The organism is Flavobacterium sp. UBA7663 (genome assembly GCF_002483315.1).
Classification (GTDB): domain Bacteria; phylum Bacteroidota; class Bacteroidia; order Flavobacteriales; family Flavobacteriaceae; genus Flavobacterium.
On sequence record NZ_DLHR01000019.1, the window covers coordinates 194897 to 219218 of the forward strand.

Sequence of the window (24322 nt, forward strand, 5' to 3'; positions counted from 1 at the left end):
CTCAAAGCTGTCATGCTGCTAAGCATCCCACACAAAGTTTTTCAAGCAATTTATCCTCTTGTAACTATATAATTTTTTGCAGAATCCTTTTCAAATTCTATAATCAATGTACCTGTATCAATCCCAAAATGCGCATAACCTAAAGAATATCTGAATTGAGAAAAACTTTCAGATTTATTATCAGGCTCACCAAGTAATTTAATTATTTCGTTTTTTGACATTCCGATTAATTGATAATCATTTCTTAGATCATTCATCATATCCCAACGTAAAGACCAATTTTCTTCAGAATTGATGTTAGCTGTCTTCCACTTTTGTGATTCAAATTTTTCGCCAGAAATTTTACCGCGTAAAAAAAATATAGAGGTAAAAATGACACACCAAAAAGCAATAACTACTAAATATGGTTTTTTAAAAAGTTTTTTCACATTTTCATTTTTTAGTTAGATCACTAACAAACAGAAAATCAACTCAACCAGTTTACCAACATTACTGCTGGAATAAAATAAATTACAATAGTTCTTGCGCCATCATAATCTTTTGCTAATCGTTGACCGAATAAAAGAAAAAGTAAAGTAACACAAGACAAAATAGCGCCATAAAAACCTAAGCCTCTAATAACGACATCTTGCATGATGTTTTGAATTATACCCGAAACACATAAAACACCCGAAACAATTTCTAAAAGTAATACAGTTCCTAAAGCAAATGGAACTTGCTTAGCTAAAACAGTATTTGAAAAATGACCATTCAACCATTCTACATTGCCTTTCCAGTCTTTAATTTTATCATATCCAGATTGTAAAAAGGTAATTGCTAAAAAAGCCAAAACTAATAGTGGAGCTACTTGTGTCATAATTATGCGTTTTTATGGATTAATCGTGTTAGTTTTATAGATAAATCGGTTAAAATGATTTTGCTATTTCCGTTGCGTTCAATATGGTAAATAGCATCTTCTAATTCTTTGTAAATATCTGTAATATTTGCACCATTTACAAACGGAGCAAATTTTTCTAATTCAAATTTAGGGACTTTTGTTTCTAAAAAAACCAAATCATTTGCTTTGTAATTCAGTAACAATGCTTGTCTGAAGAAGTGAATGCAATAGTTTAAAAATTGTTTTTGCGTTTCTCTTCCTGTGGATGCAATGTTTTCGCTCCAAGCAATTAAATCGTTAATAGCGGCTGCATTTCCTTTGGCACGAAAAGCACTTCTGACCCATTCTACAAACCATTCGTCAAAAGGATATTCATCATCCTCTTTTCGTAAAATATGTAATGCTTTGTTGTAATTTCCTTCGCTTTGATGCGCGATTTTTTTAGCAACTGTTGGCTCACAATTTTCACGTGAAACCAATGCTTCTGCAATTACACTTTCGCTCAAACCAATAAAATCAATTACTTGACAACGCGACAAAATGGTTTGTAACATATCGCTGGTGCTTTCGGTAATTAAAATAAAAACGGTTTTAGCTGGCGGTTCTTCTAATAATTTTAATAATTTATTTGCCGAAGGACCATTCATTTTATCGGCCATCCAAATGATCATTACTTTGTAACCACCTTCGTAGGCTTTTAGTGATAATTTTTTATTGATTTCAGTTGCTTCATCAACACCAATTAACCCTTGTTTGTTTTGAATTCCTAAGTTTTTCAACCAATCAAACAAACTTCCGTAAGGACTTTCGGTCAAAAATTGACGCCATTCTACCATGAAATTATCACTAACAGCATGACTTTTAACAGTATCAGTACCAGCAACTGGAAAAACAAAATGCAAATCAGGATGTGAAAAATGTTCGAATTTTAGGTTACAAGCCGTGTTTTCTCCCACATTTTCTCCACCTACATTACCACACAAAATATATTGCGCATACGCAATCGCCATAGGAAGTGTTCCACAACCTTCGGGACCCACAAACAACTGAGCGTGCGGAATTCTTCCGGCTTCGGCACTCTTAGTTAGGTGATTTTTAATATGTTCTTGTCCTAAAATATCTTTGAAAAGCATGGAACAAACCTAATCAAAAATTACCAAAATTGATAGAAAAGAAATCAAAAAAATGGTTTTGCAAGATTTAAAAAAAACACAAAATATGATATTTATTATAAAGATTTAAAATACAATAATTTATATTTGCAATCATTCGAATTAAAAAATCAATAAATGAAAACACTTAACGACTTCAATTTCAATAATAAAAAAGCAATTATCAGAGTAGACTTTAATGTGCCTTTAGATGAAAATTTTAAAGTTACAGATGCTACAAGAATCGAGGCTGCAAAGCCAACAATTGACAAAATATTGAAAGATGGCGGAAGTGTAATTTTAATGAGTCACTTAGGAAGACCAAAAGGTGTTGAAGCAAAATATTCGTTACAACACATCGTTTCAAAAACGGAAGAAATTTTAGGACAAAAAGTACATTTTGCTTCTGATTGTATAGGAGAAGTTGCAGAAAATGCAGCGAAAAATCTAAAACCAAGCGAAATTTTATTATTAGAAAACTTACGTTTTTATGCCGAAGAAGAAAAAGGAGATGTTGAATTTTCTAAAAAATTAGCTTCGTTAGGTGATATTTATGTGAACGATGCTTTTGGAACTGCTCACAGAGCTCATGCTTCAACAACTATTATTGCTCAATTTTTTAAAGAGACGAAATGCTTCGGTTATTTGTTAGCCAAAGAGATTGAAAGTATCGAAAAAGTATTGAAAAATTCTGAAAAACCAGTGGTTGCGATTTTAGGAGGAAGTAAAGTTTCTTCAAAAATCACTGTGATTGAAAATATTTTAGACAAAGTAAATCACATGATTATTGGCGGTGGAATGACTTTTACGTTCATCAAAGCCTTGGGTGGAAAAATCGGAAATTCAATTTGTGAAGATGATAAATTAGAATTGGCCATCGAAATTTTAAAGCAAGCAAAAGAAAAAGGAGTTCAGATTCATTTACCAGTTGATGTTATTGCAGCCGATGCCTTTTCAAATGACGCCAATACACAAGTGGTAGATGTGAATAAAATCCCTGACGGTTGGCAAGGTTTAGACGCAGGTCCAAAATCGTTAGAAATTATCAAACGCATTATCTTAGATTCTAAAACAATTCTTTGGAATGGTCCATTAGGTGTTTTTGAAATGGAAAACTTCGCAAAAGGAACAATTTCTTTAGGCGAATATATTGCAGAATCAACTGCAAATGGAGCTTTTTCACTTGTAGGTGGTGGCGATAGCGTTGCGGCTGTAAAACAATTTGGATTAGAGCCAAAGATGAGTTACGTTTCTACTGGTGGTGGAGCGATGTTAGAAATGCTGGAAGGCAGAACCTTACCTGGAATTGCAGCTATTTTAGATTAAAAACACAATAAAACACTGGTTATTAAGTTATTAATGATTAGCATGCCCCAAAAACAAAAAACAGAATGAAAAAAAGTTTAATAATAACATCCCTTTTTCTGTCGCTTTTTAGCTTTGCTCAGGAAACTGCAGAAAAAGAAAATTTACTTCCGTTGCCTAAGATGTCCTATTTGGATTCTTTGAAAACGACGTTTGTAAATCATAGCACTAGTAATTGTATCGATGAAAGATGGTTATCAGAATTAGCCAGCACAGAATTGTCTGACAATATGTTTTCTGATATTTCGAATTTTAATGCAGATAACGAAGTAAGTTACGAGCTATCTACTGAATTATTAAAAAAGCGATTGGCCAAAATGGATGCTAAATCGCCTTTTAATATCGAATACAACCCGGCTTTAGAAAACACCATTAAAGCGTTTTTGAAAAATCGTCCGAAAGCATTTGAGCGCTTAATGGCAATTTCAGAATATTATTTTCCAATGTTTGAAGAGCATTTAGCAAAATATAACATTCCGTTGGAATTGAAATATTTGGCTATTGTAGAATCAGCTTTGAATCCTAGAGCGAAATCTCGTGTAGGTGCTTCTGGTTTGTGGCAATTTATGTATCCAACAGGAAAACAATACAATTTAGAAGTTACTTCTTATGTTGATGAGCGTTATGATCCGCTAAAAGCAACGGAAGCGGCTTGTCAGTATTTATCAAGTTTATATGGAATTTTTGGTGATTGGAGCATGGTTTTAGCAGCTTATAATTGCGGACCAGGAAACGTTTCAAAAGCAATTCGTCGTTCGGGCGGAAGCCAAAATTATTGGAACATTCGTAAAAACCTTCCGAAAGAAACCGCGAATTATGTTCCTGCATTTTTAGCGACTTTTTACATTTACGAGTTCAAAAAAGAGCACGGAATTATGCCTAAAAAGGCACCATTAACGTATTTTGAAACGGATACGATTATGGTGAAAAAGCAAATGTCTTTCAAGCATATTTCAGAATTACTTGATATTCCTGTGGAACAATTAGAGTTTTTAAATCCAATTTATAAATTGAAGGTAATTCCTTTTGAAACAGACGAACCGCATTATTTGCGTTTGCCAAAAAATAAAATGGGACTTTTTGTTTCCAATGAGGAAAAAATTTATGCGTATTTTAATTATTTAGAAACTTATAAAGAAAAAACAAAAACGGAATACATTGCTACAACTTCAAAAGATTCGATAGCATCTAATGTGGATTCCACTTATGTAAGTAAACCTAAATTTGAGCGAAAAACTCAATTCCACACAATTAAGAGTGGCGAAAGTTTGGGTAAAATTGCAGATAAGTACAATGTTTCTATTACTGAACTAAAAAAATGGAATCACATTAAAGGAAATACCATTCAAGCAGGAAAAAAATTAAAAATTTATTCAGATAAAAAAGTAATCGTTAAAACAGAGTCTAAGTCCAATAAAGACGGGACTTACACGGTTAAAAGTGGCGATTCGTTATTCTCTATTTCTAAACAATTTCCAGGCGTTTCCATAGAAGATATAAAAAAATGGAACGATATTAGCGGTGATAACATACAACCTGGAATGAAATTAAAAATTAACGGATAATCAATTGTTCTATCCCATGAAAAAATTAGCAGTTTTAACTTTTGTCGCCTTATCGTTTTTATCTTGTAAAGAAACTTCTAAAGAAGAAACACAAGCCATTTTATCAGATTCTAACGGTAAAATTAATAACGTTTCCATTATTATCGACGATAACTTATGGAACGGAGAAATTGGAGATAGCATTCGTAAAAAGTTTGCCGCTCCAGTAGATGGTTTACCACAAGAAGAACCATTGTTTACTTTAAATCAATATCCAACAAAGGTTTTTGAAGGATTTGTTCGTAAAAGTCGAAACATTATTATTGTTAAAAAAGATAAAGAAGCTGGATTTGCTTCTAATACCAATAAATATGCAAAACCACAAAATGTATTTTTCATTTCTGGAACGGATACTGAAGATGTTTTAAAGGTTTTAGAAGAAAAATCAGCCGAAATTATTAAAACAATCAAAGCTTCGGAAGTGATTGAGAATCAAATTCGAATGAAAAAATCATTGGTTCCAGATACTCAAGTACAAAGTAAATTTGGCGTGAGTTTGCAAATTGGTTTTGGTTATAAATACGACATGGTAAAAGACAATTTCATTTGGTTAAGAAAAGAATTTACCTCAGGCTATAACAGTATTTTGATTTATCAGGTTCCAATTGAAAAAGTTGAAAAAGATAACAATATAATTGCCAACATTACTGCAATGCGTGATGAGGTTGGAAAAACCAACATTCACGGAACACTACCAAATACTTGGATGATTACCGAAGCTGCTTATGCTCCTTATTTGTTTGATGTAACTGTTGCGGGTAAAAAAACGTATTTGACCAAAGGAACTTGGGAATTGAAAAACGATTTCATGGCGGGACCTTTTGTAAACTATGCTATCAAAGACACTAAAAATAACCGTTATTTAATTTTGGAAGGATTCACCTATAATCCATCAAAATCGAAGCGTGATTTGGTTTTCGAATTGGAAGCCATTATTCAATCCGTTAAGTTTTTAAAATAATATTTAGTTCCCTTCATTGGGAACTTCTTTTTTTATTATGGAAATAACATTCAAAATAAAGCGATTTAACGAACTTTCTACAGTTGAACTATGTTCGTTGCTACAACTTCGCTCAGAAGTGTTTGTAGTAGAGCAAAATTGCGTTTATCAAGACATTGATGGCAAAGACGAGAAAGCACTTCACGTTTTAGGTTATTATAACGGCGATTTAGCAGCGTATTCTCGTTTGTTCAACAAAGGCTATTATTTTGAGGAAACTTCCATTGGAAGAGTTGTGGTAAGCTCAAAATACCGCGATAAAAAATTCGGTCATGACTTAATGCGCGTTTCTATTGAAGCAATAAAAGAAAATTTCAACGAAACTGCCATTACGATTTCTGCTCAAGAATATCTAAAAAAATTCTACGAATCACATGGATTTATCCAAACTAGCGAAATGTATTTAGAAGATGATATTCCACATATCCAAATGAAGAGGAGTTAGAAGTATTGAAATTGTTTTAACGTTTAGTTTGTCACGCTGTTAAGCGTCTCTTTATTTCGCAAATCTTATTAATTTTTGAACTTGTACTTGCTCTTGAACTTATAATTACTTCTTTGGCTCTATTTTAACCACATCATTTTTAGTAATCAAAAGTTCCACCCTTCTATCTAAAGTACTTCCTTGTTTTAAAGATTGGGTATTACCATAGCCTTTATAGCTCATACGAACTTTACTAATACGCTTCATCAAAAAGTAATTGTACACTCTTTTAGCACGATTTATTGATAATTCACGTTTTTTTGTATCACGATCAACAGCTTCTTTTTGGAAGGTTGGAGTACAACAAACGTGACCTTGAATCTCGAAGTGAATGTTTTTGTATTTGTGTAATTCTAAGGCAATTCTGTCTAATTCTTTTTTGGCTTTGTAGGTTAATTGACTACTTCCTCTTTCAAATAAAACGTGGTCTAGATAAATTCTATCTCCAACAATTCTATCTTTTTTAATCGAACTATAAACGCCTGGAATTTTTAAATCTTCAATTATAATGGGTTTGAAATTCACGACTACGTCTACTCTACGATTTTTAGATCGCGCTTCAGGAACATTGGTTTGCATGTCTTCATCAAGCATGATTCTGCCTTTTCCTTCAAGAGTAATAATAATTTTACTTTTGATACCTCTTTCAATCAACTTGTTTTTTACCGTATTGGCTCTGTTGGTCGACAAAGTGTAATTGTAAGCATCTTTCCCTCTATCATCACAATAGCCAAAAATCTGAACCGATTCGATGCGCGAAGTGTCTATTTTACTAACGAAAGCCACTACGGCATTGGCTTGTTCTTCTTTTAAATTGTATTTGTCAAATTCGAAAAATATAGAGTGTACTTCTTCATCTTCTTGAGCAAATGAAACTACTGAAAACAGTAAAAATAGTAGGGAAAGTAAACGTGTCATCTTATTTTTTTAAAATCGATTTGTATTGTGTTTGATTGTTTAGAAGCGAAATTGCTTTTTCAATTTCCAAGTTTTCTTTGGTATAAAATTGGTATAAACCTTCGCGATATTGGTAACGTGTGATTAAATCTTCCTGAATCAGTTTTTTGATTTGGTTCTTGTTTTTGTCCAATTCCATTTCCTGATTTTTCTCGATGGCCAACTCTAATTGTTTGTATTCATTTGTAATTTGAGTGTCTATTTTTTCTTTTTTAGCCGTTTCAAGCACGTTTTTCAACGCTTTATTGGTTTCGGTGTCTAAACTGATTTTCTCTTGTTTTAAAAAGGTTTTAAACGCAATAAAATCGGCATCTGAAATGGTCGGAATTCCTGAAACGGTTGGGTTTTTATAATACCATTGCGTAGCAAAGTTAAAAATAGCATCTGTTTTAACTACAGCATCAGTAACGGTTGCCATTTTGGTTTCCTCAATTTCGATATCAGGTAAAACACCACCACCATCATAAACGGTTCTACCAGCTTTGGTTTTAAAGGCAGTGAATTCAGTTTGATTTTTCTTAATCGCTTTTCCAGTTTCATCTTTTTTCGAATAATCTAAAGCTTGAATACATCTTCCAGATGGTGTGTAATATCTCGAAATCGTAACTTTAACTTGAGTTCCATAAGACAAATCTAACGGACGTTGTACCAATCCTTTTCCAAAACTTCTCGTTCCTAAAATCACACCTCTATCTAAATCTTGAATCGCACCCGCCACAATTTCTGAAGCTGAAGCACTTTTCCCATCCACAATTACTGCAATCGGAATTTCTAAATCGATAGGCTCATTTTTAGTACGATATTCTAAATTGTGTTTTGGATTTTTAGATTTTGTGGTTACGATTAATTCGTTTTTTGGCACAAAAAGGTTACAAATATTTACTGCTTCATGTAATAAACCACCTGGATTTCCTCTTAAATCTAAAATGATTTTAGTAGCACCTTGTTTTTTTAATTCTAACAAAGCTGCTTTGGTTTCAAAACTCGCTTTTTCGGTGAATTTCGTTAAAACGATATAACCCGTATTGTCTTTTAAAAGCGTGAAAAATGGAACCGCTTTTATTTCAACATCATCTAAAATAATAGTGGCGTTCTGCGTTTTTCCTTGACGAATGTATTGAATTTCAACTTTTGTGTTTTTTGCGCCACGAAACAATTGCGAAGCATCTTCTTTGTATTCTTTTAGGCTAATGTCTCCAATTTGAATAACCTCGTCACCAGCTTTTAAACCGGCTTTATCGGCTGGAAATCCTTTGTAAATTTCTTTTAGAAAAACTTTTCCTTCTTTGCGTTGCACCATAGCACCAATTCCGGTGTATTCGCCTGTATTGTTAATTTTGAACTTTAAAACGTCTTGTTCGTTAAAGAAAACCGTATATGGATCTAATTCTTTCAACATGTTTTTAATGGCAATATCCATCATCTCACCAGGATTGGTTTCATCTACGTAATTTTGGTTAACGGTTTTGAAAAGTCCAGTGAAGATTTCTATTTGTTTGGCAATTTCAAAAAAGTCGTTCTTGAAACTAACACCCACAAAAAGGAATGTTGCCGCAACAACCGGAATTATTATTTTTCTACTGAAATAACGTTTCATGTATAGAAGTATTGATTAATACGAGTTTACGAAAGTAAAGAATCTTGAGCAAAAATTAAACCAAAAGTACAATTTACTTCTGCCTTTCGTTGAATTTTTGAAAAAGTTGGATGGTTTTTTCCTCAATTTCTTGATACGAAAGTCGTTCTTTGGTTTGATAGAAAAACATAAAAGCATACGGTTTTTCTAAATTATCAATCAAAAGATGCTTGTTTAAACGATACGTTTCGCGTAAAACACGTTTGAAATAATTTCGGTCTACTGCTTTTTTGAAATATTTTTTTGATACCGAAACTCCCATTTTCATTAGTTCGGCATTGGGTTCTTTGTTTTCAACATATACCAAACGCAGCGGGAATTTCGAAACCGAATTTCCTTCTGAAAAAAGCAAATCGATAGTGGTTTTGCTTTTTAATTTTTCTTTTTTGGGATATGTGAATTGCATAGCGCAAAGGTATAAAAAAAGCCTCTTCAAATAATGAAGAAGCTTTTTCTATCGCAAAATTCATTTTTTACACTTCAGAAAGCGACGCATTGCTTATAACTAAATTTTCCTGAATGTGCGGAGGAACTAATTGATAATTACTAAATTCTAATTTGAATTTTGCTTTTCCTTGTGTTAACGAACGAAGGGAAGAACCATAATCTTTTAGCTCGGCTAAAGGTACTTCTGCTATTATTTTTTGATAATGCCCATCCGTGTCCATGCCTTGAATGATGGCTCTTCGGGTTTGTAAATCGCCCATAACATCACCAGTGTGATTATCTTCGCACAATACTTCTAAATGATAATAAGGTTCTAAAAGTTGAGGTTTAGCCTCGTTAAAAGCCATTCGAAATGCATGTGAAGCCGCTAATTGAAACGAAATATCATTGCTGTCAACGGCGTGCATTTTTCCATCGTAAATGCAAACTCGTATGTTTTGACAATTAGAACCAGTCAACGGACCTTCGGTCATTTCATGCATGATGCCTTTTTTGATGGCAGTTGCATAACGATTATCAATGGCACCACCCACAATACACCAATAGAACGCAAATTTTCCGCCCCAAGGCAATTCTTCGATTTCTTTATTACGAATGTTTACACCTTGTGGTTCGGGCATATCGTCAAAATAAGGTTCAATGGTTATATGTACTTCTCCAAATTGTCCCGAACCACCACTCTGTTTTTTATGACGGTATTCAGCTTTTGCAGCTTTGGTTATGGTTTCGCGATACGGTACTTTTGGTTCTTCAAACAGCATTTCGATGTTGTTTTCGTTTTCAATGCGGTATTTGATTAAATCCAAATGCAATTGCCCTTGTCCTTGAATAATAGTTTGTTTTAGTTCGGCAGATTGTTCCACTTTTAAGGTTAAATCTTCTTCCTGAATTTGGTGCAACGCTTTAATCATTTTTTCCATATCGGCTAGATTAGCGGTCGAAACGGCTTTTCTGATGCGGCTGTCTGGAAATTGCATTTTTCTGATTTTTCGATCTACACCTTTCGCGTTAAGCGTATTATTTGAATGGCCAAATTTCAAACGAACCGTGGCTCCTAAATCGCCAGCAACTAATTTTTCTACTGCAGTTCGTTGTTTTCCTTCGGTTACAAAAATTTGAGTTAGGCGTTCGATTTCACCATTGTCGGCATTCACTAATTCGTCACCAGCGTTCAATTCGCCCGAAAGTACTTTGAAATAGGAAACCATTCCCACTTGAGGTTCAGAAAGTGTTTTGTAAATAAAAATGGTGGTTTTGTCAGAAGCATCGCATTTTAATTCAGCGCCATTTTCAAGTTTTTTAGCAGGTCTGTCGGCTGGAGAAGGCGCAATATCATCAATAAATCCCATGATTCTTCCACTTCCCATATCTTTCAATCCTGAAGCACAAAAAACAGGATAAATTTGTTGATGTGCCAAGGCAATGGTTAATCCTTTTGCCAATTCTTCTTCGTCTAAATTGCCTTTATCAAAGTATTTTTCCATTAAACCTTCTTCGTTTTCTGCCGCAGCTTCAACTAAAGCGTTATGAAGTGCATTTGCTTTTTCTAATTCGGATGTTGGAATAGGCATTTTTTCTGGTTTACCGCCATTTTCTGTGAAAACATACATCGTCATGCGAAGGACATCTATAATGCTATTGAATTTTTCGCCCGAATTGTACGGATATTGTATCGGAATTACTTTGTTTCCAAAACGATTTTTGGCTTGTTCTAAAGTGGTGTCATAATCCGCTTTTGGATGATCCATTTGATTGATGACAAATAGGGCAGGAGTTTGGTAATTTTGCACGTATTCCCAAACGATTTCGGTGCCAACTTCTACACCCGAAGCTGCGTTTAAAAGAATTAAAGCCGTGTCTGAAACTTTTAAAGACGAAACCACTTCGCCTATAAAATCATCAAAACCAGGTGTGTCAATAATATTTATTTTGTTGTTGTGCCATTTGGCATGCATTAAATGGCTGTAAATGGTGTTTTCGCGTTCACGTTCCAAGTCGGTAAAATCAGAAATAGTGTTGTGTGCTTCTACCGAACCACGACGCGGAATGATACCGCTTTCAAACAACATGGTCTCGATAAATGTGGTTTTCCCTGAACCTGAATGCCCAAGAAATACCACGTTTCTAATGTCTTTGGTTGCAATGCTCATACTATTGTTTTTTAAAATTGTGTACTAATTTTTTGAATTGCGTTTTAAGCACATTAAAATTACGAAAGACAAAACACGCAAATTATGATAAATGTCAGTTTGATAAATATGAAGTTTTTCTAGAGTTTGGTTAAAAATTGGTTTTGTATATTGCATTCGTAAATAAGAATTTTAAATGAGCAAATTTTGTGTATTCTGTGGAGGAAATCCTGACAATAAAAACAAAGAACATATAATTCCAAAATGGTTAATTAAATTAACGGGTGATGAAAATAGAATAATTAGCTTGGGATTAAATTTTAATGATTTGTTCGAAAACAATACAGTAGATTTTAAAAATAGATTGTTTTCTTTTAAAAGTTTTCAATTTCCAGCCTGTACAACTTGCAACTCAAAATATTCTGAATTTGAAAATAAAACATCAAAAATTTTTAAAAAGATTTTAAATAATGAATATATAGATGCTTACGAAATCGATTTGTTATTAGATTGGTTTGACAAATTGAGAATAGGTTTGTGGCTCGGTAGTTTAACTTTAGATAAAATTAAAGAAGATGTAAACCCAAAATTTTTTATAGATAACAGGATTGGCAAGAAGGATAGGGCTTTGTACGTGTATAAGTTAAATGATGATAAAAACAATGGTATTAATTTTCATGGTTTTAATACCCCTGGATTTCAATTTGCACCTTGTGTTTTAGGTTTTAGGGTAAATAATTATTTTTTTATAAACTATTCAAAAGAATTTCTTCTAAGTAAAAATTTAGGATTTCCTTATTTTGAGCATGATGGATTTGATGATAACTCACGAGGAGAATTTTATAGACCATTCAAAGGTAGTAATAGATTAGTAACCCCTGTTTTAAAAACAATTTTTCATAAGCCAACAATTGCTTTTTTTCAATCTATTCTTGATTTGAATATGATACCAGAAGACTTTAAGAATGATTATGTTTGTGATAATTTACTAATTGAGAATGTTGGTAGAACTAAAATTTATTATTATGATAGTTATGAAAAAAAAATTAATCAATTAGGAAATGACGAGGAAATTATTTTAGATGGTATAATAATAAACGCAACATTAGAAAAATTTAATAAGACTATAACAAAGAATGTAATTGAAGAAATAGAAAGGCTATTACACTTTAATCATCATTTGAAAATTGAAGACAATGAAAAATCAAAAATTATTGAAAACAATAGAAAATTTGTTCTAAAATTTCATCAGTCTGTAAAGAAAATTACTTATGAGTTGATGGAAAATCAATGATTAAACTATATGTTTCTTAAGTACTTTTTACAAAAATTGAAAAGCGACTCTAAAGTCGCTTTTCGTTATTTTTTGACAAAAACATTGTCTTCTTTATTTACATCGGCTAATAAACCGCTGGGGTCAATAGTGATGGATTTTATGTTGGCTTGTGCTTTTGGAATTTCAAAAAAGTAGGTTGGATAAGCCCAATCCCAGCCTTTTAAAACCGTAGCTTTAATTCCAGTGTAAGGATTTGGTTTTTCCCAACGCATTAACGTGTTTGGAATGTAGAAAAATTCTTTAGTTCCGTCAGTATATTCTACCAAAATATCTAACGGCATTGGCATTCTCCCTTTGCGTTCTAATGAAACACCTGTTTTTTGCACGCCATCGGTTGCGCTTTCAACGTTTTTAATGGCATAATCAATGGTGTTGGTGGTTAGTGTCCAATCTAATAAATACCAATCTAAATTAGCACCCGAAACTTTTTCAGCCACACGTTTAATATCGTTTGGTGTTGGATGCGTAAATTTATATTCGTTGTAGTAACGTTTGATCGTTTTGTTGAGGTTTTCTTGCCCAATTAGGTAACCCAATTGCGCCAAAAACACTTCCCCTTTACTGTAAGCCGAAATTCCATACGCCATATTCAAATCATAACGATCGGCGTGTGTAGAAAGTGGTTGTTCTTTCCCCGATTTTGCCAAGTAAATGTAGTTTTTATAAGAATCTTCAAACGGATTTTCTGGTTTTTTTGGAGGTAAAATTTTGTTCATCGCTAAGTTTGAAATGTACGATGTAAAGCCTTCATCCATCCATTCATGTTTGGTTTCGTTAGTTGCTAATACAAATTGAAACCATGAATGCGCCATTTCATGAGCGGTAACGCCAACTAAACTTCCAAAAGCTCTGTTTCCGGTGATTAAGGTGCACATGCCATATTCCATTCCGCCATCGCCACCTTGAATAACTGAATATTGTTTGTACGGATAAGGCCCAACGTTTTCATTAAAAAACGCTAGTAATTCCGCAGTTTTAGGTTGCATTTTTTTCCAATTTTCTAAATTTTCTTTTTTGTTTTTATACAAGAAATGCAATTCTACATTGTTTGGACCTAAAATCATGTCGTGTATGAATTCGTTATCCGCTCCCCAAGCAAAATCATGAACGTTTGGTGCATAAAAATGCCAAGTTAGATTTTTGGTTTTCTTAGGATAAACGACTTGCACACCAGCATCTTGATAACCATGACCGATTTCGTTTTTGTTTTGTAAATAACCCGTTCCACCAATCGTGTACGCTTTGTCAATTGTGATTTTTACATCAAAATTTCCCCAAACACCATGAAATTCTCTTGCGATGTATGGATTAGCGTGCCATCCTTCGAAATCATATTCACATAATTTTGGATACCATTGTGTCATCGATAAAGCAACGCCTTCTTCAGATAACCTTCCTGAACGACGAATTTGCAATGGCACTTGACCGTCAAAATCTAAGGAAAGAGTTGTTTTTTGTTTTGGTAAAATAGCTTTTGCTAACGTAACTTCTAAAATAGTTCCCACTACTTTTGTGGTTGCTGCAACGCCATCTTGTTTGAAATTAGCGATGTTTAAATACCCAATTTCATTCGGTTTTAAAGTGCTAATTCTACTTTCTTTTACATCTTTACCTTCTTTTTTAAAGGTTTTCACCATTCGCTTATCAGGGTCAGAAATGGCTTGAAGTCTTGCGTCCATTTCGCTTCCAGGCTGAAACGCATTGTTGTACAAATGATAATACACTTTGTGCAACGTATCATTAGAATTATTAGTGTAAACAATTTCTTGTTTTCCAGTATATTGGAATTTTTTCACATCCATTTTCACATCCATTTTATAGTCAACGTGTTGTTGCCAATAACCTGGATTTGGATTGTTTTGTGCAAGACCAATACAAGAAGTAAGTAAAAGAAGTAATTTTTTCATAATCAATTTTTAAAAGAAAAACCTACAAGAATTTGACAACCTGTAGGTTTTGGTTTTTACTAAAGTAGTGAAATTTTTATTTTTTCGCCATTTTTTCGGCTAATAGTAATGCATTGTATGCATTTACGATTCTACCTGATTTAGAAGCATCAGCAAAATTAGCTTTGTGTTTGTCTTCTCCAATAGTTACTGTGTTTTTCAACGGAGTACCACTTTCCATAATAATTTGTTTTACTTGAACCGCAGTTAAACTTGGATAGTAAGAACGAATTAATGTTGCTACACCCGCTACGTTAGGCGATGCCATTGAAGTTCCTTGTAAATATTCGTAAGTATTTAATGGAGTAGTAGCATAAATTTTTTCTCCTGGTGCAAAAATATCAACATTGTTTTTTCCGTAATTAGAAAAATCAGCTACCATTTTGCTTCCATAAGTTGGTGCTAAAGCTCCGATAATTAAAACATTTTTTGCATATTCTGGAGAGTTGTCATACGTATCGTTAGGATATTTGTTCGTAACATCTAAATCATACGATTCGTTACCAGCAGCGATAACTACTAAAACGTCTTTCGATTCTGCATATTTGATGGCATCGATAACCCATTCTTTGTTTTGAGAAAAATATTTTCCAAAAGAACCGTTGATTACTTTTGCACCATTATCTGCTGCATAGCGAATTGCTAAAGCAATATCTTTATCATATTCGTCTCCGTTTGGAACAGCTCTTAACGCCATGATTTGAGCGTTGTTTGTAACACCATCTCCACCTTTATTGTTGCCTCTAACTTGAGCTACAATTCCAGCAACGTGTGTTCCGTGTTTTGCTTCTTTTGGCTCTGGACCAACTACATTGTTGTTTCCATATTTAATGTCTTTTAAATCGTTTGGATTATCACCTACGATTTTTCTTCCATCAAAATCAACATTTAAGTTGTAATTTAATTGTCCGTAAACATAGTCTTTATATTCTTCAATTTGTTTGTCGAAATCTGCTTTTGATGTAGTGCTTAAAACTTGCATAAAAACAGCTTTTGGTTGAGCCAAAGATGTTTCAGTCGCAGGAATTGCTTTTACTTCTTCTAATGTGAAATTGCTTTTCTTGAAGTAAGTAGTTAATTGTTTTTCAGCATTTACAATAAAATCTAATTGCTGTTTTTGAGGTGTAAGTCCTTTTAATTCTTCTTCTAATTTTGCTTTAGCTTTATCATATTCTGGAGTTCCAGGACCTTTTTTAACAATACGTGTCATTTCTAATTGTTCGTGAACAGCATTTCCTAAGAAATTCCATCCATGCATATCATCAATGTAACCATTTTTGTCGTCGTCAATTCCGTTTCCAGCAATTTCTTTTGGATTGGTCCAAATAACCGCTTTTAAATCTTCATGGTTAATATCTACACCAGAATCTACGATTCCAACGATAACTTTTTGTCCTTTTTTACCTTTAAGTAATTCCTTGTAAGCTTTATCAACACTCATTCCAGGAAGTGTATCTTTTACTAAGTCTAAATGACTCCAGCGTTGCAAATCATTTTCAGCAACAGGAGTTGTTTTTAAAGGTAAATTATCAATATTTTCAACCGGAGTTGATACCATTTTTTGCGATCCACAACTTGCTAAAACAAGTCCTAAAGCTAAGCTTAAATAAAGGGGTCTAAAAATTTTCTTCATATTCTCAATTAATTAATTTCAGTTATTGGACTGAAGTGTTTTGTGTTTGTTACAGTTATAGTTGTTTTTAACTTTATTTTAATATGTCTTCGCATTTGAAAACTTCTTTCAATCGAACACCTTTTTCGGTTCTTTCTACTGTTATGATTTCATTATGCGCATCGTGTTCTAAAAATAGATAATAATTATTGTCAGCCGCAGCGTTCATAAATTTTGCTTTTTCGTCCAATGTTAATAACGGTCTTGTATCATAACCCATTACATACGGAATTGGAATATGACCAGCAGTTGCTAACAAATCGGCACAAAAAACAATGGTTTTTCCGTTGTAGTTGATGTGTGGTAACATTTGTTTTTCGGTATGACCATCGGCAAAGAAAATCCCAAAACCTAATTCAGATTCTGATAAAAAATCACCTTGAGGTCTTTTAACGAAATTCAACTGACCGCTTTCTTGCATTGGAATGATATTTTCATGTAAAAAAGAAGCTTTTTCTCTCGAATTTGGTTTCGTTGCCCATTCCCAATGGTTGTCATTAGTCCAAAACTTAGCATTTTTAAAAGCCACTTCGTAACCTGTTTTGTCTTTGTTCCAATTTACACTTCCACCACAATGGTCAAAATGCAAATGCGTCATAAACACATCTGTAATATCATCACGATGAAAACCTGCGTTTTTTAATGATTTATCTAAAGAATGATCACCCCAAAGCGAATAATATCCAAAAAATTTATCCGATTGTTTGTTTCCCATTCCGGTATCAATCAACGTCAATCGGTTTCCGTCCTCAATTAATAAGCATCTTGCTGCAATATCAATTAGGTTATTTTCGTCGGCAGGATTGGTTTTATTCCAAATGGTTTTAGGCACCACGCCAAACATAGCGCCACCATCTAATTTAAAATTTCCAGCTTCAATTGGGTGTAATTTCATAGGTCAAACAATTTTCAGCCAAATTACAAAAAATACTATAAACAGAAACTATGAATCGATAAGTTATAAAAATGTTAGCAACTCTTGTAAAAAGCAATTTATGGATTATCTTTGCAGTTAATTTAGACAAAATCAAAATAAGGAAATGATTAAAGTATCTGATACAGCAAGTAAAAAAATCATCAGCATGATGCAAGAAGATGGTTTTGATGCAGCCAAAGATTACGTGCGAGTAGGCGTAAAAAGTGGTGGTTGCTCGGGTTTGTCTTATGATTTAAAATTCGACAAAGAAATAGGAGAAAACGATAAAATATTTGAAGATAATAATGTAAAAATTGCCGTTGAGAAAAAGAGTTTTCTTTATTTGGCAGGAACTATATTAGAGTTTTCGGGTGGTTTAAACGGAAAAGGATTTGTTTTTAACAATCCAAATGCACAAAGAACGTGTGGATGTGGAGAGAGTTTCTCTCTATAAATCAAAAAATATGAGCAAATACACAGAAGACGACTTAAAAGTCGAATTAGAAAATAAAGAATACGAATACGGATTTTATACTGAATTAGACTCGGAAACGTTTCCTATTGGTCTAAATGAAGACATCGTTCGTGCGATTTCAAAGAAAAAAGAAGAACCTGAATGGATGACAGAATGGCGTTTAGAAGCTTTTCGTGCTTGGTTAGAAATGATTGAGCCTGAATGGGCAAATGTGCATTATGAAAAACCAGATTTTCAAGCGATTTCATATTATTCGGCACCTAAAAAAGCCGATCCGAATAAAAAATTAGAAGACGTTGATCCAGAACTTTTGGCGATGTACAAAAAGTTAGGAATTTCGGTTGACGAACAAAAGAAAATGAATAATGTAGCGATTGATATCGTAGTGGATTCGGTTTCTGTTGCAACTACTTTTAAGAAAACATTAAACGAAAAAGGCATTATTTTCTGTTCGATTTCGGAAGCTATCAAAGAACATCCAGAATTAGTTCGTAAATATTTAGGAACAATCGTTCCTCAGAAAGATAATTTCTATGCCGCTTTAAATTCGGCTGTTTTTTCTGACGGAAGTTTCTGTTATATTCCAAAAGGCGTTCGTTGTCCAATGGAACTATCAACATATTTCCGTATCAATCAAGGAGGAACAGGTCAGTTTGAAAGAACGTTGTTAATTGCTGACGAAGGAAGTTATGTTTCGTATTTAGAAGGGTGTACGGCTCCAAGTCGCGATGAAAACCAATTGCATGCAGCCGTTGTAGAATTAATAGCAATGGACGATGCCGAAATAAAATATTCAACCGTACAAAACTGGTATCCTGGAAACAAAGAAGGAAAAGGTGGCGTTTATAACTTCGTAACCAAAAGAGGTTTATGCGAGAAAAACGCAAAAATTTCTTGGACACAAGTAGAAACGGGTTCGGCAGTAACATGGAAATATCCTTCGGTTGTTTTAAAAGGAGACAATTCAATTGGCGAATTTTATTCGATAGCCGTTACTAATAATTTTCAACAAGCGGATACAGGAACTAAGATGATTCACTTGGGTAAAAACTCAAAGTCAACTATTATTTCTAAAGGAATTTCAGCAGGAAAATCACAAAATAGTTACAGAGGATTAGTGCAAATAGGAGCAAGAGCCGAAAACGCGCGTAATTTTTCGCAGTGTGATTCTCTTTTAATGGGAAATAATTGTGGCGCACACACATTCCCATATATCGAAAGTAAAAATGCTTCGGCAAAAATTGAACACGAAGCAACGACTTCAAAAATTGGAGAAGATCAAGTATTCTATTGCAACCAACGTGGAATTCCAACCGAAAAAGCAATTGCCTTAATCGTAAACGGATTCAGTAAAGAAGTATTGAATAAATTACCAATGGAATTTGCAGTAGAAGCACAGAAGTTGTTGGAAATTTCACTTGAAGGAAGTGTTGGATAAAACTTATATGAACTTATATGCCTTAAATGGTTTAAAATAAAAAAATAAGATGTTAAGCATTAAAAATTTACACGCGTCTGTTGAAGACAAAGAAATATTAAAAGGAATCAACCTTGAAATTAAGGCAGGAGAAGTTCATGCGATTATGGGACCAAACGGTGCCGGAAAATCAACGTTATCTTCTATCATTGCTGGAAACGAAAATTACGAAGTTTCTCAAGGAGAAATCTTTTTAGACGGTGAAGAAATTTCAGAATTAGCTCCAGAAGAAAGAGCCCATAAAGGTGTTTTCTTATCGTTCCAATATCCAGTTGAAATTCCAGGTGTTTCGGTAACGAATTTCATTAAAACGGCCATCAACGAAAGTAGAAAAGCCAACGGAAAAGAGGAAATGCCAGCGAACGAAATGCTGAAGTTAATTCGTGAAAAATCAGAATTATTGGAAATGGACAGAAAATTCTTGTCGCGTTCGTTAAACGAAGGTTTTTCGGGTGGTGAAAAGAAACGTAATGAAATTTTCCAAATGGCAATGTTAGAACCAAAAATCGCAATTTTGGACGAAACCGATTCAGGTTTAGACATCGACGCGTTGCGAATTGTGGCTAACGGTGTAAACAAATTAAAAAACGAAAACAACGCGGTGTTAGTCATTACGCACTATCAACGTTTGTTAGACTATATCGTTCCAGATTTTGTTCACGTTTTAATGGACGGAAAAATCGTAAAAACAGGTGGCGCAGATTTAGCTTTAGAATTAGAAGAAAAAGGATACGACTGGATTAAAAACGAATTAAATTAGTTTACAGTCTCAGTCACAGTTATCAGATGACTGCGACTGAACACTGCGACTGAACACTAAATACAATGGAATTAAAAGATAAATTATTAGCTTCTTTCATGGCTTTTGAAGAAAAGATTGATACACATTCTGAACTTCACGAGTTAAGAAGTCACGCCATAAAAAATTTCGAAAATAAAGGTTTTCCTACTAAAAAAGAGGAAGCATGGAAATACACGTCGTTAAATTCGATTTTAAAGAATGATTTTTCGGTTTTCCCAAAGAAAGAAAATACGATTGAATTTAAAGATGTTAAAAAGTATTTCTTACACGAAATTGACACATATAAAGTAGTTTTCATCGACGGAATCTTTAGTTCGTTTTTGTCTTCAACTACACATGAAGGATTGGATGTTTGTTTGATGGCTTCAGCATTGACAAAGCCCAAATATAAAATGGTAATTGATAGCTATTTCAATCAAATTGCGAGTAAAGAAGAGAGTTTAACTTCTCTAAATACCGCATTTTCATTGGAAGGCGCTTATATCAACATTCCAAAAAGTAAAGTAGTAGATAAACCAATTGAAATTATCTATTTCTCAACAGGAAATGAAGCGGCTTTGATGGTGCAACCAAGAAATTTGGTCATCGTTGGAGAAAACGCTCACGTTCAAATCGTAGAACGTCATCAAAGTTTGAATAGCAATCCGGTTTTAACGAATTCGGTTACCGAAATTTTTGCTCAAAAACGTGCGATTGTAGATTACTACAAAGTACAAAACGATGTGCAAACTGCGAATTTGATTGACAATACTTACATTGCCCAAAAACAAGAGAGTAGAGTAGCGGTGCATACGTTTTCGTTTGGTGGAAACATCACGAGAAACAATTTGAATTTCTATCACCAAGGAGAAAGAATCGATTCAACATTAAAAGGAATTACCATTATTGGCGATAAACAACACGTAGATCATTATACTTTAGTACAACACGCAACACCAAATTGCGAAAGCCACCAAAACTATAAAACGATTTTGCACGATAGTTCTACAGGAGTTTTCAACGGAAAAATCTTCGTTGAAAAAGAAGCTCAAAAAACAGATGCTTTCCAACAAAACAATAACATTTTAATTGGCGATAAAGCTACCATCAACGCAAAACCTCAATTGGAAATTTTTGCCGATGATGTAAAATGTTCACACGGTTGTACGATTGGACAATTAGATGAAAGCGCCATGTTCTACATGCAACAACGAGGCATTCCTAAAAGAGAAGCCAAAGCTTTGTTGATGTATGCTTTCACAAGTGAAGTAACCAACAGTGTAAAAATTCCAGAATTAAAAGCAAAAATTGCTCGTATTATCGCTGATAAATTAGGCGTGAATATGGGATTTGATTTGTAGTTAATCCTTATAGATATTTAGAAACCGCCTTTTTGGCGGTTTTATTGTTTTATAAAACGGATGTCTTTCACGGTTCCTTCAGATGAAAGTTTCATGCTTATAATTTGATTGTTTCCATTTCTTATAAACTGATAGGAAGTTCGAGCATTGTTTCCAAATTCATCAATTTCTACAGTCGATAAAGCTATATTTTCATGATTTTTATAGGTTAAATACAGTTTGTTATCTTTTTTGAAAAAGATATATGTGGTATTTAATTCTTCCGAAAAATAATTTCCGACAAATTCATCGATTTTTACATTTTCGGACTTTACAAATTGCGTTTTTTTAAAGTAAAAAGGTGTACCGCCAAAATAAATAATTAAATCTTGTTCTTTACTTTTTGTAAAATCATACTTAACACTTTCATTATTTATTCTTTGAAATTTATTTTTTTCAAAAGATAAAAGTGAAACTCCTTTTTTAGCCTGACTTCCTTTTGATTTTAACGTATCGTTTTCAATAAAAATTTCCATTTTCATATCGCTATTGATTTCTTTAAATTGACCGATAAATTCGTTTAAATTTTTATTTAAGTCTTTGTTTTTTTTTACTTTAATTGGTTTCTTAATAGTAGTATCATTTAAAAATAAATCTAAAATTTGATACGAAATAGGAGTAGGGTTAATGGATTCTAAATTAGTCAGTATAATTATCCCTAAATTCTTTTCTGGTAGGGTAATCAATTGAGCTTGTCCGCCCCAACTATAACCGCTATGACTAATGGTTTGATACCCTTTGTAATTATCTACCATTACTCCGCGAGCGTATTTTGCTTTTTCTCTATTTTCTAATTTTTCACATTGAATTAAAAAATTTGAAAGTGATTTGAATTCTGAATTTATTCCATTTAAAACACTAATCCATTTTGCTAAATCTTCAACAGTTGAAGCCATACTTCCGGCGCCATAACTTTCTTGTGTACTGGTATTTGTAATATATTCACCATTTGATAATTGATATTCAATGGCTTTATTTTTAATGATTTGTTTGTTAGAAACTTTAAAACAACTCGAATTCATTTGTAAAGGCTTGAATAGTTTTTCTGTTGCAAATTCATTAAGATTTTTACCAGAAACGCGTTCAATAATCGTAGTTAACAAGTTATAGTTTGTATTACTATAAAGTACTTTTTCTCCAGGCTTGTTGTTTAAACCTCTTTGTTTCGTAGCAAGTTGCAAAACGGTTTCATTGTTATAGTATTCTAAATCATAATCAAAACCTTGTAAATCCATTATGGCGTGATAATTTCTTATACCGCTCGTATGATTTAGCAAATGTTTTATTTTTATTGGAGTGCCATAATTTGCTATTTCTGGAAGATATTTCCGAATATCATCTTCTAAAGAAAGTTTTTTTTCTTGTGCCAAAACCCAAATGCAAGATGCAGTAAATTGCTTTGCAATTGAAGCAATGCTAAATATTGTTTTTGTGTTGTTTGATATATTGTTTTTGATTGAAGCTAATCCAATTCCTTTGGAATAAACTATTTTTCCATTCTGAACAATTCCGATACTTAATCCTGGTGAATTTGGCTTTTCAAATGACTGTAAAAGCGCATCAATTTTCTCCGTTTTATTTTCTTGTCCTTGAACTAAGTAAAAAGCTAAAAAACTAAATAGTAATAGTACAACACGAATCATTATTTAGCTGATTTATATTTCTGATAAAAGAAAGTTGGAACTAATCCAAAATTTAATAGTAAGAATCCTGCAAAGACTATCATTCCCCGAAATGGCCAAACTAAAAATTCAAACATAGCACCAATTCCAAGAATAAATGAGGTTAAAAAAGCCAAAATGTAAAAAGATTTTGTCATAACGATTTGTTTAATAAAATTAATTTTTGTTTTGAATGTTTGTATTTGTTAAATAATGCAAACGGAGTGGTGATAAAAATTAAAATTCCAAATCCTGAAGCTAATAGAATACTCGAGTAAGGCCATTGGTTTAGTTTGAATAACAATCCTAAAGCCAATAACATAATGTTAAAAGTTGAAAGTAAATAAAACGCTCGTTTTCTAGCTAAGAATGATTGAATCAACTTTTTCTCGTTTATCTCTTTTTGCATGAGTTGAAATGAAGCATATCCACCCAGATTTTCAATGGCTTCTTGATACGCTTTTTCGAAATCAGTTCCATTATAGCATTCAATATGAGTGCAAATATGATCTATTAAATCTTCTTTTAAATCAACATCTTTTATCTCATAGAATTCTAAATTTGTTGCTATATAATTAATATTGTTGTCCGTTAATGTCATAATTTCATGGTCTTTGAATTGAAAATAAGTTGTAATGTGCTTATAAAATCATTTAACTCAGCAGTAATTTCATCTATTGCTAATTTTCCTGAAGCTGTAATTTGATAGTATTTTCTAACTCGTTTTCCTAAAAAAACTTTCTCTGTTTCTAATATACCATCTGCCTCCAGTTTGTGGAGAATTGGGTATAAGGCACCTTCTGAAATATCTATTTTTCCTTTAGTTATTTCTTTAACTTTTTGGGTAATTTCATACCCGTACATTTTGTCGCTTTCGCTTATTAATTTTAAGATAATTGGCAGTAGCGTTCCTTTTGTTAATTCTTTACTATACATTTTACAAATATACATTTTATTACAATGTATTTACATAAACGCTAAAATTATTTTTGCATTGTGTTTTTATAT

23 protein-coding genes are annotated in these 24322 nt (G+C 33.0%); 9 read left to right on the forward strand and 14 right to left on the reverse strand.

Going from position 1 to position 24322, the window contains the following annotated elements; all coding sequences use genetic code 11:
* Positions 1-50: 50 nt before the first annotated feature.
* Genes B2741_RS08225 through B2741_RS08235 form a run of 3 tightly spaced genes read right to left on the reverse strand, consistent with a single transcriptional unit; the run spans position 51 to position 2010 of the window.
* A complete protein-coding gene (locus B2741_RS08225; protein WP_291137479.1) occupies positions 51-428 on the reverse strand; it encodes a hypothetical protein in 378 nt (125 codons plus the stop codon).
* A 38-nt stretch (positions 429-466) separates the two neighbouring features.
* Positions 467-856 (reverse strand): DoxX family membrane protein, encoded by a 390-nt coding sequence (locus B2741_RS08230; RefSeq protein WP_291137482.1) that lies wholly within the window; start codon positions 854-856, stop codon positions 467-469.
* Positions 857-858: 2 nt separating this feature from the next.
* Positions 859-2010, reverse strand: a complete 1152-nt coding sequence (locus tag B2741_RS08235) for an ATP-binding protein (protein WP_291137485.1) — start codon at positions 2008-2010, stop codon at positions 859-861.
* A 156-nt stretch (positions 2011-2166) separates the two neighbouring features.
* On the opposite strand from B2741_RS08235, the gene B2741_RS08240 reads away from it, so the two are divergent.
* The 4 genes from B2741_RS08240 to B2741_RS08255 all read left to right on the forward strand — a co-directional run bounded on the left by B2741_RS08240 (position 2167) and on the right by B2741_RS08255 (position 6442).
* Positions 2167-3354, forward strand: a complete 1188-nt coding sequence (locus tag B2741_RS08240; protein ID WP_291137488.1) for a phosphoglycerate kinase — start codon at positions 2167-2169, stop codon at positions 3352-3354.
* Between the two features lie 65 nt (positions 3355-3419).
* Entirely contained in the window at positions 3420-4958 is a 1539-nt protein-coding gene (locus tag B2741_RS08245; protein WP_291137491.1) for a lytic transglycosylase domain-containing protein, read from the forward strand.
* A 16-nt stretch (positions 4959-4974) separates the two neighbouring features.
* Positions 4975-5958: a DUF4837 family protein gene (locus B2741_RS08250; protein ID WP_291137494.1), complete on the forward strand. Its 984-nt coding sequence runs from the start codon at positions 4975-4977 to the stop codon at positions 5956-5958.
* 37 nt (positions 5959-5995) lie between these two features.
* Positions 5996-6442: a GNAT family N-acetyltransferase gene (locus B2741_RS08255; RefSeq protein WP_291137497.1), complete on the forward strand. Its 447-nt coding sequence runs from the start codon at positions 5996-5998 to the stop codon at positions 6440-6442.
* 105 nt (positions 6443-6547) lie between these two features.
* Here B2741_RS08255 and B2741_RS08260 read toward each other — a convergent pair whose 3' ends face one another.
* The 4 genes from B2741_RS08260 to B2741_RS08275 all read right to left on the reverse strand — a co-directional run bounded on the left by B2741_RS08260 (position 6548) and on the right by B2741_RS08275 (position 11671).
* Complete coding sequence (locus B2741_RS08260) at positions 6548-7399, reverse strand: OmpA family protein (protein ID WP_291137500.1); 852 nt, start codon at positions 7397-7399, stop codon at positions 6548-6550.
* A gap of 1 nt (position 7400) precedes the next feature.
* Positions 7401-9035 (reverse strand): S41 family peptidase, encoded by a 1635-nt coding sequence (locus B2741_RS08265; protein WP_291137503.1) that lies wholly within the window; start codon positions 9033-9035, stop codon positions 7401-7403.
* Positions 9036-9108: 73 nt separating this feature from the next.
* Entirely contained in the window at positions 9109-9480 is a 372-nt protein-coding gene (rnpA, locus tag B2741_RS08270; protein ID WP_291137505.1) for a ribonuclease P protein component, read from the reverse strand.
* 67 nt (positions 9481-9547) lie between these two features.
* Positions 9548-11671: an elongation factor G gene (locus B2741_RS08275; protein ID WP_291137507.1), complete on the reverse strand. Its 2124-nt coding sequence runs from the start codon at positions 11669-11671 to the stop codon at positions 9548-9550.
* Positions 11672-11846: 175 nt separating this feature from the next.
* On the opposite strand from B2741_RS08275, the gene B2741_RS08280 reads away from it, so the two are divergent.
* Positions 11847-12944, forward strand: coding sequence for a hypothetical protein (locus B2741_RS08280; RefSeq protein ID WP_291137509.1), 1098 nt, complete (start codon positions 11847-11849; stop codon positions 12942-12944).
* Positions 12945-13009: 65 nt separating this feature from the next.
* Here the strand turns inward: B2741_RS08280 and B2741_RS08285 are convergent, their stop codons facing one another.
* From B2741_RS08285 to B2741_RS08295, 3 genes are all read right to left on the reverse strand, one after another.
* Positions 13010-14893, reverse strand: coding sequence for a M1 family metallopeptidase (locus B2741_RS08285; RefSeq protein WP_291137511.1), 1884 nt, complete (start codon positions 14891-14893; stop codon positions 13010-13012).
* 76 nt (positions 14894-14969) lie between these two features.
* Positions 14970-16565 (reverse strand): S8 family peptidase, encoded by a 1596-nt coding sequence (locus tag B2741_RS08290; protein WP_291137513.1) that lies wholly within the window; start codon positions 16563-16565, stop codon positions 14970-14972.
* A gap of 73 nt (positions 16566-16638) precedes the next feature.
* Complete coding sequence (locus B2741_RS08295; RefSeq protein ID WP_291137515.1) at positions 16639-17499, reverse strand: MBL fold metallo-hydrolase; 861 nt, start codon at positions 17497-17499, stop codon at positions 16639-16641.
* 145 nt (positions 17500-17644) lie between these two features.
* Between B2741_RS08295 and B2741_RS08300 the strand changes: the two genes are divergently transcribed.
* The 4 genes from B2741_RS08300 to sufD all read left to right on the forward strand — a co-directional run bounded on the left by B2741_RS08300 (position 17645) and on the right by sufD (position 21614).
* Positions 17645-17974 (forward strand): HesB/IscA family protein, encoded by a 330-nt coding sequence (locus B2741_RS08300; protein ID WP_133609171.1) that lies wholly within the window; start codon positions 17645-17647, stop codon positions 17972-17974.
* A 10-nt stretch (positions 17975-17984) separates the two neighbouring features.
* A complete protein-coding gene (gene sufB, locus B2741_RS08305; protein WP_291137518.1) occupies positions 17985-19433 on the forward strand; it encodes a Fe-S cluster assembly protein SufB in 1449 nt (482 codons plus the stop codon).
* Positions 19434-19482: 49 nt separating this feature from the next.
* Positions 19483-20232 (forward strand): Fe-S cluster assembly ATPase SufC, encoded by a 750-nt coding sequence (gene sufC, locus B2741_RS08310; RefSeq protein WP_291137521.1) that lies wholly within the window; start codon positions 19483-19485, stop codon positions 20230-20232.
* Positions 20233-20297: 65 nt separating this feature from the next.
* Positions 20298-21614, forward strand: coding sequence for a Fe-S cluster assembly protein SufD (gene sufD / locus B2741_RS08315; protein WP_291137524.1), 1317 nt, complete (start codon positions 20298-20300; stop codon positions 21612-21614).
* Between the two features lie 41 nt (positions 21615-21655).
* On the opposite strand, the gene B2741_RS08320 is transcribed toward sufD, so the two are convergent.
* Genes B2741_RS08320 through B2741_RS08335 form a run of 4 tightly spaced genes read right to left on the reverse strand, consistent with a single transcriptional unit; the run spans position 21656 to position 24250 of the window.
* Positions 21656-23296 (reverse strand): serine hydrolase domain-containing protein, encoded by a 1641-nt coding sequence (locus B2741_RS08320; protein ID WP_291137526.1) that lies wholly within the window; start codon positions 23294-23296, stop codon positions 21656-21658.
* Complete coding sequence (locus B2741_RS08325) at positions 23296-23472, reverse strand: hypothetical protein (RefSeq protein WP_291137528.1); 177 nt, start codon at positions 23470-23472, stop codon at positions 23296-23298. Before B2741_RS08325 ends, B2741_RS08320 begins: the two co-directional genes overlap by 1 nt.
* On the reverse strand, positions 23469-23915 hold the full coding sequence (locus B2741_RS08330) for a hypothetical protein (protein WP_291137530.1): 447 nt from the start codon (positions 23913-23915) through the stop codon (positions 23469-23471). Before B2741_RS08330 ends, B2741_RS08325 begins: the two co-directional genes overlap by 4 nt.
* Positions 23912-24250: a PadR family transcriptional regulator gene (locus tag B2741_RS08335; RefSeq protein WP_291137532.1), complete on the reverse strand. Its 339-nt coding sequence runs from the start codon at positions 24248-24250 to the stop codon at positions 23912-23914. Before B2741_RS08335 ends, B2741_RS08330 begins: the two co-directional genes overlap by 4 nt.
* Positions 24251-24322: the final 72 nt, after the last annotated feature.

Bases quoted from the DNA above. Each gene is read 5' to 3' on its own strand.
- B2741_RS08275 (WP_291137507.1), bottom strand. From the start codon at position 11,671: ATGAGCATTGCAACCAAAGACATTAGAAACGTGGTATTTCTTGGGCAT.
- B2741_RS08280 (WP_291137509.1), top strand. From the start codon at position 11,847: ATGAGCAAATTTTGTGTATTCTGTGGAGGAAATCCTGACAATAAAAAC.
- sufB (WP_291137518.1), top strand. From the start codon at position 17,985: ATGAGCAAATACACAGAAGACGACTTAAAAGTCGAATTAGAAAATAAA.
- B2741_RS08235 (WP_291137485.1), bottom strand. From the start codon at position 2,010: ATGCTTTTCAAAGATATTTTAGGACAAGAACATATTAAAAATCACCTA.
- B2741_RS08255 (WP_291137497.1), top strand. From the start codon at position 5,996: ATGGAAATAACATTCAAAATAAAGCGATTTAACGAACTTTCTACAGTT.
- B2741_RS08230 (WP_291137482.1), bottom strand. From the start codon at position 856: ATGACACAAGTAGCTCCACTATTAGTTTTGGCTTTTTTAGCAATTACC.
- sufC (WP_291137521.1), top strand. From the start codon at position 19,483: ATGTTAAGCATTAAAAATTTACACGCGTCTGTTGAAGACAAAGAAATA.
- B2741_RS08295 (WP_291137515.1), bottom strand. From the start codon at position 17,499: ATGAAATTACACCCAATTGAAGCTGGAAATTTTAAATTAGATGGTGGC.
- B2741_RS08265 (WP_291137503.1), bottom strand. From the start codon at position 9,035: ATGAAACGTTATTTCAGTAGAAAAATAATAATTCCGGTTGTTGCGGCA.
- B2741_RS08330 (WP_291137530.1), bottom strand. From the start codon at position 23,915: ATGACATTAACGGACAACAATATTAATTATATAGCAACAAATTTAGAA.
- B2741_RS08240 (WP_291137488.1), top strand. From the start codon at position 2,167: ATGAAAACACTTAACGACTTCAATTTCAATAATAAAAAAGCAATTATC.
- B2741_RS08245 (WP_291137491.1), top strand. From the start codon at position 3,420: ATGAAAAAAAGTTTAATAATAACATCCCTTTTTCTGTCGCTTTTTAGC.
- B2741_RS08300 (WP_133609171.1), top strand. From the start codon at position 17,645: ATGATTAAAGTATCTGATACAGCAAGTAAAAAAATCATCAGCATGATG.
- B2741_RS08285 (WP_291137511.1), bottom strand. From the start codon at position 14,893: ATGAAAAAATTACTTCTTTTACTTACTTCTTGTATTGGTCTTGCACAA.
- B2741_RS08260 (WP_291137500.1), bottom strand. From the start codon at position 7,399: ATGACACGTTTACTTTCCCTACTATTTTTACTGTTTTCAGTAGTTTCA.
- rnpA (WP_291137505.1), bottom strand. From the start codon at position 9,480: ATGCAATTCACATATCCCAAAAAAGAAAAATTAAAAAGCAAAACCACT.
- B2741_RS08325 (WP_291137528.1), bottom strand. From the start codon at position 23,472: ATGACAAAATCTTTTTACATTTTGGCTTTTTTAACCTCATTTATTCTT.
- B2741_RS08335 (WP_291137532.1), bottom strand. From the start codon at position 24,250: ATGTATAGTAAAGAATTAACAAAAGGAACGCTACTGCCAATTATCTTA.
- B2741_RS08320 (WP_291137526.1), bottom strand. From the start codon at position 23,296: ATGATTCGTGTTGTACTATTACTATTTAGTTTTTTAGCTTTTTACTTA.
- B2741_RS08250 (WP_291137494.1), top strand. From the start codon at position 4,975: ATGAAAAAATTAGCAGTTTTAACTTTTGTCGCCTTATCGTTTTTATCT.
- sufD (WP_291137524.1), top strand. From the start codon at position 20,298: ATGGAATTAAAAGATAAATTATTAGCTTCTTTCATGGCTTTTGAAGAA.
- B2741_RS08290 (WP_291137513.1), bottom strand. From the start codon at position 16,565: ATGAAGAAAATTTTTAGACCCCTTTATTTAAGCTTAGCTTTAGGACTT.